The 9,391-nt window shown below is 68.2% G+C and carries 7 protein-coding genes and 1 pseudogene; 5 read left to right on the top strand and 3 right to left on the bottom strand.

Going from position 1 to position 9,391, the window contains the following annotated elements:
- The 4 genes from bfr to JHC99_RS14900 all read left to right on the top strand — a co-directional run.
- The coding region (gene bfr, locus JHC99_RS14915; RefSeq protein ID WP_292155206.1) for a bacterioferritin at positions 1–346 on the top strand (346 nt) is incomplete at its 5' end.
- A gap of 57 nt (positions 347–403) precedes the next feature.
- On the top strand, positions 404–961 hold the full coding sequence (locus tag JHC99_RS14910) for a tryptophan-rich sensory protein (RefSeq protein ID WP_292155205.1): 558 nt from the start codon (positions 404–406) through the stop codon (positions 959–961).
- 67 nt (positions 962–1,028) lie between these two features.
- Positions 1,029–2,720, top strand: coding sequence for a hypothetical protein (locus JHC99_RS14905; RefSeq protein ID WP_292155204.1), 1,692 nt, complete (start codon positions 1,029–1,031; stop codon positions 2,718–2,720).
- A 17-nt stretch (positions 2,721–2,737) separates the two neighbouring features.
- Positions 2,738–3,427 carry a hypothetical protein gene (locus tag JHC99_RS14900; RefSeq protein ID WP_292155203.1) on the top strand — a complete coding sequence of 230 codons (690 nt, stop codon included), beginning with the start codon at positions 2,738–2,740 and terminating at the stop codon, positions 3,425–3,427.
- Here the strand turns inward: JHC99_RS14900 and JHC99_RS14895 are convergent, their stop codons facing one another.
- The 3 genes from JHC99_RS14895 to JHC99_RS14885 form a co-directional block, all read right to left on the bottom strand.
- Entirely contained in the window at positions 3,428–4,219 is a 792-nt protein-coding gene (locus tag JHC99_RS14895; protein WP_292155202.1) for a thioredoxin domain-containing protein, read from the bottom strand.
- A gap of 16 nt (positions 4,220–4,235) precedes the next feature.
- Complete coding sequence (locus JHC99_RS14890; RefSeq protein ID WP_292155201.1) at positions 4,236–5,723, bottom strand: M48 family metalloprotease; 1,488 nt, start codon at positions 5,721–5,723, stop codon at positions 4,236–4,238.
- 120 nt (positions 5,724–5,843) lie between these two features.
- Complete coding sequence (locus tag JHC99_RS14885; RefSeq protein WP_292155200.1) at positions 5,844–8,573, bottom strand: ribonuclease E/G; 2,730 nt, start codon at positions 8,571–8,573, stop codon at positions 5,844–5,846.
- Positions 8,574–9,089: 516 nt separating this feature from the next.
- Here JHC99_RS14885 and JHC99_RS14880 point away from each other — a divergent pair.
- Positions 9,090–9,391, top strand: a pseudogene (locus JHC99_RS14880) (N-acetylmuramoyl-L-alanine amidase); the annotation flags it as partial.

Genomic DNA, 9,391 nt, shown 5'->3' with positions numbered 1-9,391 from the left:
GAAGCACGCCGACATGCTGATCAAGCGCGTGCTGTTCCTCGACGGCCTGCCCAACATGCAGGACCTGCACAAGCTGGCGATCGGCGAGAACGCCATCGAATGCCTGAACGCCGACCTGCGTCTCGAGATCGGCGGACGTGAGACCCTGATCCCCGGCATCGCCCAGTGCGAGGCTGCCGGTGACTACATCAGTCGCCAGATCCTGACCGCCATCCTGGCCGACACCGAGGAGCACATCGACTTCCTCGAGACCCAGAACATCCTGATCGCCCAACTCGGCGAGCAGAACTATCTGCAGTCGGCGATGACGGAAATCAGCCCCGACAAGTCCGCCACCGGCAACTGAGCGGAACCCGTCCGGTCCCGGTTCATTAGCGAGGTGGGACAGGCTGGGAGTGCGACCATGACCGATATCGACGACGTCTTCGAGGATCTGAGCGACCGGGCGACCGACCTGCTCAACGCCGAGGGTCGCAGCACGGGCCACGTCGTCGGCGGGATCATCGTCACGGTCGGTTTCGCCCTTCTGGCCACGGCCCTCGCGTCGCGCACCCCGACCCAGCCCCGCACCGACAGACAGCTGCGCCATCGTTCGGCCCCGGTGCTGGAACGGCCGCGCGGGGCCTTCAGTCTGGTCCTGCCGGCCGTCTTTTCGGCGACGACTCTATCGGCCGTCCGCGTCTGGAACGCCCCCACCAGCCGGAACCGCTCCCTGGCCATGGGTCTGTGGTTCGCTGCGCAGACGGTGAACGCCGTCTGGCTGGGCCTGCGTCCTGCGTCCCGGCTGGGCCAGGTCGCCGCCGCCGTCTCCTCTGCCGGCCTCGCCGCCGCCTTCGCCTTCGAGGCGCGCAGGCTGGACGACAGCGCCGGCAAGCTGGCCGCCCCCACCGGCGCGGGCGTCCGTTTCGCCAACTTCATCGGCCGCAAGACCGAACATCGCACCGGCACCACCCTCCACTGACGGTCCGGCCGCCTTGGCAATCGCTACGTGTGGGGCCAAGATGCACCGCGCAGATCGGGAGCGGGCGATGCGATTGAAACTTCTGGCCTTCACAGCCGCCGCTGTCTGCCTTGCCGGGCCAGCCGCCGTCGCCGATGCGACCGCTGACGCCGCCGCCCTGGCCCTGATCGAAAACCCCCAGGTCTGCGGTCGCGCCGGATCGGCGATGACCACCGACCCCGTGACCGCCATGGTCATGGTCCCCGGCTTCGGCCCGGCCACCTATGCCGTCGATGCGACGCCCGAGGCCCAGGCCTGGTTCGACCACGGCGTCCGCCTGCGCTGGGCGTTCGAGCACACCGAGTCCGTCCGCGCCTTCCGCAAGGCCCGCGCCCTCGATCCGACCTGTGGCATGTGCGCCTGGGGCGAGGCCTGGGCCCTGGGGCCGAACCTCAACGGTGGGGGCAATGACGACGCCTCAGTCCGTGCCGCCCTGACGGCCGCCCGTGACGCCCGCCGTCTGGCCCGCGACGCCACCCCGCTCCAGAAACAGATGATCGACGCCCTGATCCAACGGTACTCGGGCTTCAAGTCGAGCCGCAGCCGGCGGTTCGCCCGCGCCATGGACCGGCTGGCCCTGCGCAACCCGACCGATCTGCTGGTCGCCTCGACCACCGCCGACGCCTGGATGCTGAACGCCGACGCATGGTGGGATGACCAAGGCAAGGCCGCCGATCCGGGCATTACCCGCGCCATGACCATCCTGGAACAGACCCTGGACCGCGCGCCCGACGATCCCGGTGCGATCCACCTCTATATCCACCTGACCGAATGGTCGGACGACCCGCACAAGGCCATTCCCTATGGTGAGCGACTGGCGCGGCTGACGCCGGGGGCCAGCCACCTGGTCCACATGCCGTCACACACCTACTACCGGGTCGGCCGCTATCGCGACGCCATGCGCTCCAACGTCGAGGCCGTGGCCCTCGACCGCAAATATGTCGAGCTGGCGAACTCGCCGAACGGCATCCACGGCAAGCCCCTTCACGCCCACAACATCCATTTCGGCATGGGCGGGGCCCTGATGGCGGGCGGGGCGACCGACGGCCTGACCCTGGCCGACAGCTTCCTGTCGACATACCCGGACATTGCGCCCGACAACGCGTGGCGCCAGCTGATGGCCAATGACGCCTACGCCATCTACGGCCGGTTCGCCGATCAGGACAGGGTTGCAGCGCTGAAGGAACCGCCCGCCGCCAACACCCTGCTGCGCACCGCCTGGCGCTATGCCCGGGGCGAGGCCGCCGCCCGCCGCGGCGACGCCACGGCCGTCCGCGAGGAAGCCGAGGCCATGGCCACCCTGCGCGCCGCCATCCCCGACACCGCCCCCCAGGCCAAGGACATCAAGGACTTCATCGAACTGTTCCAGAAAGTGCTGGAGGGTCGCGCCGCCATGATCGCGGGGGAGCACCCGGCCGCCATCGCCGCCTACGCCCGCGCCGCCGCCATCCAGGCCCAGGATAGCGAAGGCGGCGACCCGCCCATCATCTGGTACCCCACCCGCCGTAGCCTCGCCGCCGCCATGCTCGCGTCCGGTGACGCCGCCGGTGCCAAGGCCAAGATCGAGGAACTCCTGAAAGACTGGCCCGCCGACCCCTACAGCTATTTCGTCCTCGCCCAGGCCGAGACGGCGCTCGGGGACACCGCCGCGGCTGCGGAGGCCATGCGCCAATCGCGCGTGGAGTGGATCGGCGGAGAGATGACGCTGGGGCTGGCGTAACGATGACGATGCGGGGGATGCGCAACTCCGCAGACCTCAAGGCTGGTTTGGGGCTTCAAGCGTACGGGTTCGTCGCCGCGACTCTTGCCCTGACGGTGCTGGGCACAACAGTCATCGTGCGTCAGCTCGACAAACTTACGAACCCCTTTTTTCCACCAACAATGCTTGAAGATGATGCCGACCGCAGCAAGGCGCGGGTCGGGTCCGGTCGGCCGCTGATCGATGCGTTCGAGGAAGATTCCTACGCCGGTGTTTGGCGGGGCATGAGAGAACCCTCGCTCTATCAATGGTCGAACCCCCCCCCCACCGACTTGGTCAAAGCCATTCGCTTCACCTGGGTTCCGAGCTTTCATCGTCCCATCGTCGTTCGGATCGATTGGCTCGTAGGGGGCGCTGTTCGATTGACAACCGTCCGCGCCGAGGGAACCGGATGGGGCGATCGAAACAAGGGGGATGGGAGGCGGGTCGTCCGAATGTTGAGCCCCTCGGAGAGGATAGCTCTCGCCGAAGTGATGACATCCACCCAAGCCTTTAGCGGTCCTGACGAAGGCCTACTTGTCGGCCCTGACGGATCGAACTGGATTTTCGAGGCGACGGCACCGAGAATTTATCACTACGAGGCCGAATGGAGCCCGCAGGGCCAGCGAAGGGAAGCCGGCCTCTTCATGCTCGGCCTGACCGGCTGGAACCTCGAACCCATCTACTGACTACTTAGCCGCGTCGATCGCCCGCGCGACGTCCTCCGGTGAAATCCCCGCCGTCATCTTGCCGTTGATGATGAAGGTCGGCGTGCCCGTCAGCTTGAACAGCAGCGCAGTCGTATGGATGTCGGCGATGTGGCGGTTGGTCTCGGGCGCGGAGATGTCCGCCTTGGCCCGCGCAAGATCGACACCGGCGGCGAGCAGCACCGCGTCCACACTCTCGATCGTCAGGGCCCGTTCCGCCATCAGCCCCTCATAGACTTCCAGATATTTGCCCTGCTTGTTCGCCGCGATGGCAGCGCGCGCGGCATACTGCGACACCGGCGGACCGTCGCCCCGGTCCAGGATCGGCCAGTCCTTGAACACGAACCGCACGTCCGATCGCGACCGCACCAGCCTCAGATAGTCGGGGGCCACCGCCTTGCAGCCCGGACAGCGGAAGTCGAAGAACTCGATCACCGTGACCTTCGCATTCTCCGGGCCCACGCTGGGGTCGGCGGGGTCGGGGCGCAGGAAGGCGGGGTTGGCGGCGATGGCGGCGTTGGTCTGGGACACGCGGGCCAGGTCCTCATTGGCCTGACGCGCCGTCACCGCCTCGTCCAGCACCTCGGGGTGGGCCAGCAGATAGGCCCGGACCCTCGATCCGAACAGGTCGGGCGACACATAGGGCACCGCCGCGAAGCCGAGCGCGATCACCGACACCACCAGCGCCAGCACGCTGCGCCCCGACAGCCAGCGCATCAGGGCGGGCCGCGTGGACGTGGTGCCCGGCTCGGCGGGGGGAAGGTCGTCGGTCATTCAGGGTCCGTCGGGATCAGGTGGCCGGGCTGGCGGAGGGGCGCGGCGGCGGCAGGCTCAGTGTCGGGTTGGCCGGCTCGATCGTCGACGGCCGACGCCGCGCGTCGCGGGCGTCCAGGTCGTTGACGTCCTGCATCGTCGCCCCGGAAGCCAGCACGATATCCATCGCCCGCCGCCATTCGATCGAGCGATTGTCCAGCAACGGCCGGGCCCTCAAGGCGAACTGCGTCGCCTGCTGGTCGTCGCCGACCGCGAACCAGTATTCGGCCGAGGCCAGCCGCGCCTCGCCCTCCTTGCCCTGGCTGGCATAGGCCTGGCTCAGAAGACGCCAGGCCAGGGTGTTATCGTCCTCGCGCGCCACCGCCCGCTTCAGCTCGTCGATAGCCCGGTCCAGATTGGCCGGGTCGTTGGTCTCGATCAGGGCGTGGGCCAGGTTGACTCGCAACAGGGGCGCATCGGGCTTCAGAGACACGGCCTTCTCATGGGCCCCGATAGCGTCGGCGGGCTTGCCGTCCTCGAACAGGATCTGGCCGCGCAGTTCCCACAGATACGGATCGTCCGGCTTCTCGGCCAGCAGGGCATCCACCCCGGCGATGGCCCGGTCGGTCTGGCCGTCGCGGTAGTATCCGATGGCCCGCGCATAGCGGCTGGGGTAGTCCGTCGCAGACGCCGGATAGTCGCGCAGGGTCGCGTTCGGCGGGTCCATGAAGGCATGGATCTTGGCCAGGATCAGGGCGTGCTGCGCCATCCGCTCCGGGCTGTCTGCGTGGTTATAGTGGCTCATCGCCTCGACCGGCCGACGCAGGGCCTCGATCCGCTGTCCCGACAGGGGGTGGCTGCGGAAATAGGGATAGCGCCGGGCGTCCGAAAACACTTCCTGCGACCGGAAATTCTCGAAGAAATCGACCAGCCCCTTGCCGCTTTCGCCCGCGGCTTCCAGCGCCCGCGCACCGGAGATGTCGGCCTCGCCTTCCTGGCTCTGCATGTAGCGCAGCGCGCCCAGGGTGCCGAAATACTGGCTGTTGGCCATCAGCATGGCCCCTGCCCCCGGCTGCCCGACGGCAGCGGCCAGCGCGCCCAGGGCCATGGTCATCAGGAACGGCTGCATCCCGGCGTTCGACGCGCCGTCCCTCAGCAGGTGGCGGTTCTTGATATGCCCGGCCTCGTGCGCGACGACGCCCAGCAGTTCGTTGGCCGTGTCCGTCTCCAGGATCAGCCCGGTGTTCAGACCCATGATCCGGCCCCGCAGCGCGAACGCGTTCAGGCTGGGGTCATTGATCAGAAGGACCTCGACCTCTTCGGGGTTCAGCCCCATGGCCACGAAGACCGGGTCCGACCATTCGCGGATGATGCCCTCGATCTCGGTGTCGCGGATCGCGCTCTGGGCCGAGGCTTGCGTCGGAACCGTCAGGGCGATCGCGATCGCGGCCAGACCGACGCCGAGCTTCGCCGTTCGCCGATGCACGACGGTCAGGGACGATGCGAGGCGCGCCAGTCGGTTCAAGCAGAACTCCCTATTTCGCGCCGGCGGGTTCCGGCGACGGGATCGGAGCGCGACGCTGGCCCGGATCAGTGACCCTTTTGCGGCGACGCGCTCCGTCTCGTTCTATCTAGGCGCAGCTATTCAGCGACGCCACCATCCGCGCTTGGGCTTCTCGGGGGGTGCGGCGATCTGGGCCGGATCATTGGCGATGATCGCCGACAGGTCCGCCTCGGGCTTCGGGGCCGGGGCGTGGACCGTCAGTTCGGGTTCGACGTGGACCGGCTCAGGCTCGCCCACCGGCTCCGCTTCGACCTCAACCGCCGCTTCGGCCTGAGCCTCGACGACCTCTTCGACCCGTTCGGCCTCGGCCTCGGCCGGGGAGACGTCCAGCTCGACGGGTTCGCCGACCGGCTCGGCCTCGTTGGGCTCGACGCCGGTGTCCAGATCGACATCCAGCGTCGCCGCCGAGGCACTGGCGGGCTTGCGCCGCACACGCCGGCGCTGCGGCTCGGCCGGAACCGCCGGAGCGTCCGGATCGGCATCGGGCGACACCATCACGGCCATCGGCGAGTCGGGCGAGCCGTCGGCCGGCATCCCCTCGTTGGTGGCGCGCGCCTCGACCTTCAGGTCATGCGGCTGGGCCGTGCGCTCGCCGCGACCACGTCCGCGACGACGCCGACGCGAACGTCCGCCGTCACGATCGCCGGCGATCTCGCCCTCGGGCCGCTCACCGATCAGTTCCTCGACATCGGCGGCAGGACCGTCGGAGGCCATGGCCGGAGCCCGCTCGGCGCGCGGCTCGGGGTTGATCGGGTCGAACCAGACATAGGGGTCGTTCAGGTCGGGCGTGCGGCCGCGCACCCAGAAGAAGGAGCCCGCGCCATCGCCGTCCTCACGGACGCGACGCCCGCCACGACGCCCGCGACGACGGCGACGACCGGCTTCGGAGTCATCATCGTCGTCGCCGGTGACCAGGGTCGGCGCCTCGACAGCCTCGGCGTCGCCGACCACGGCGACCTCCTCGTCACGACGTCCGCCGCGACGGCGCTTGCGACCCCGGCCACGATCGCGGTCACGACCGCCCTCGACCCGTTCGGCCCGCTCGCGCGGCGCATCGTCGTCCCCATCTTCGCGGTCCAGCTGGACCTCGTCCTCGTCGTCGACGATGTCGTCATCGTCCTCGTCTTCGTCCTCGTCGTCATAGGCGCTGTCGTCGAAGTCGTCGTTCAGGTCGATGCCCTCGGCCGGGTTGACGACGACGAAGTCCTCGTTGGTCTCCGTGCGCTCGATGGCGCTGTCGCCCTGGCCCAGGCTATCGTCGATCTGGATGATGACGGCCAGACCCCGCCGCTCCAGCAGGCGCTGCAGATAGTCGCGCTTGTGGTTCAGGATATACAGCGCCACGGCGGTCGAGACGCGCAGGTTGATCGACCCCGCCCCGCCCCGGCCTGCCTCGATGTCCACGGCACGCAGCACCATCAGCGCGGCACTCTCGGCCGAACGGACGCGACCCGCGCCCTGGCAATGCGGACAGATTTCGGTGGCGCCTTCCAGCACGCCCAGACGGCGACGCTGACGGCTGATCTCCATCAGGCCGAACGGCGAGATACGACCCATCTGGATGCGGGCGCGGTCTTCCGACAGGGCGTCCTTCAGGATGCGTTCGACGGTCCGGTTGTTCTTGGACTCGTCCATGTCGATGAAGTCGATGACCACCAGCCCGGCCAGGTCGCGCAGGCGCAGCTGGCGGGCAGCCTCGACGGCGGCCTCGCAGTTGGTCTTGAACGCGGTCTGTTCGACGTTGCGTTCCTTGGTCGCCTTGCCCGAGTTGACGTCGATGGCGACCAGGGCCTCGGTCTGGTTGATCACCAGATAGCCGCCGGACTTCAGGGTCACCACCGGCTGATGGATGCCGGTCAGGACCTCCTCGATGCCGTTGGCCGCGAACAGGGGCCGCGAACCCTGGTACAGGTGAACCTTCTTCGCCTGCGAGGGCATCAGCACCCGCATGAAGTCTCGCGCCTCCTTGAACCCCTCGACGCCTTCGACCTGGATGCCGTCGAAATCCTTGTCGAACATGTCACGCACGGCGCGGCGGACGAGGTTCTCTTCCTCATAGATCAGGGACGGGGCGTTGGACGCCAGGGTCGTCTCGCGGATCGTCTCCCACAGGCGCAGCAGATATTCGTAGTCGCGTTTGATCTCGGCCTTGGTGCGTTTGGCGCCCGCCGTGCGGATGATCAATCCCATGCCGCGCGGCACGTCCAGCGCCGCCGCCGCCGCCTTCAGCCGCTTGCGGTCCGACGCCTGGGTGATCTTGCGCGAAATGCCGCCGCCCTTGCCGGTGTTGGGCATCAGCACGCAGTAGCGACCGGCCAGCGACAGCCAGGTGGTCAGGGCCGCGCCCTTGCCGCCCCGCTCGTCCTTGACGACCTGGACCAGCAGGATCTGGCGGCGCCGAATGACGTCCTGGATCTTGTAGCGCCGCATCAGGCGACGCTTCAGGCGTTCCTCCTCGGCCATCCCGCCTTCGGAATCGCCGTCGTCGGAGTCGCGGGCGTGCTCGTCGTCCTGGTCGTCGTCAGCCGACGCGGCCTCGGCCATGATGGCTTCGCGGTCGGCGGCCGGGATCTGGTAGTAGTCGGGGTGGATCTCGTTGAAGGCCAGGAAGCCGTGGCGATTGCCGCCGTACTCGACGAAGGCGGCCTGCAGGCTGGGCTCTACGCGCGTGACCTTGGCGAGATAGATGTTGCCGCGAAGCTGGCGCTTCGTCTTGGATTCAAAGTCGAATTCTTCGACCTGGCGTCCGTCCACGATCGCGACGCGGGTTTCTTCCGCGTGCGCTGCATCGATCAGCATTGTCTTTGACATTGAAGGAGTCTCTCTGGCGCGCTCTGCCGGTCCGTTGAAGGACAAGGGCGGCTCGCCGAATGGGATTGCAGGCCAGGGCGAGCGTCTTCCCGTCGAGTCTCTCGACGATGGCCGTTTCCGGCCGGATGGGAGCGCAGGCGAAAAGGCCCATGGATTCAGTCGGTCCTGGACCCGGACGCGCCGTGATAGAGGCAGCGTCGCGAGGCCCGGTCTTCGATCCGTCGGCGCGAACGCCGGCCGGGTCTAGGATAGGTGAAAGTCGAAGCCGGCGGAGGTGGACGCGTCGGGGCCCGATCAGATCGGCCGACGCGGACTTTTCCGCGAGCAGACAAAGCATAGGCACTGTCAGGGGATAAGGAAAGGCGAACGTCGCCAATCTGTCGCCCTGCGCCCGTCGCTTAACGCATTCCACACCGCCCTCTGTCATCGTGGCCCCAACAAAGAAGGTGGGTGTCCGTCAGAATGTACGGTCGGTGGCGTTCCGAAATCGCACGGTGGGGGGCTCGCGAGTGGGCCATGACCGCCATGGCCCTGGTCGTGCTGTGCGCCGGCCTGTTCGTCGGCGGCCGCGGTTTCGCCGGTGCGGCGGCCGATGTCCTGCGCGTGAGATTTGGCGGCGATGCCGAGCGGACCCGGGTGGTCGTCGACCTGGGCGGCACGGCGCGCGGCGCGGTGGTCGAGACCGGGTCTGACGGCCGCGTCGTCCTGACCCTGTCCGGCGTCGCGCCCCGGCGCAACCTGTCGGGTGCCGGCTCCGGTCTGGTGCGCGGATATGAGGTTGATGCCGTCGGCACCGCCTCGCGCCTGGAACTGCAACT

Origin of the sequence: Brevundimonas sp. (assembly GCF_016463485.1) — a bacterium.
GTDB lineage: Bacteria > Pseudomonadota > Alphaproteobacteria > Caulobacterales > Caulobacteraceae > Brevundimonas.
Note: the sequence above shows the minus strand (reverse complement) of the source record. Positions and strands in the feature narration are given on the sequence as shown.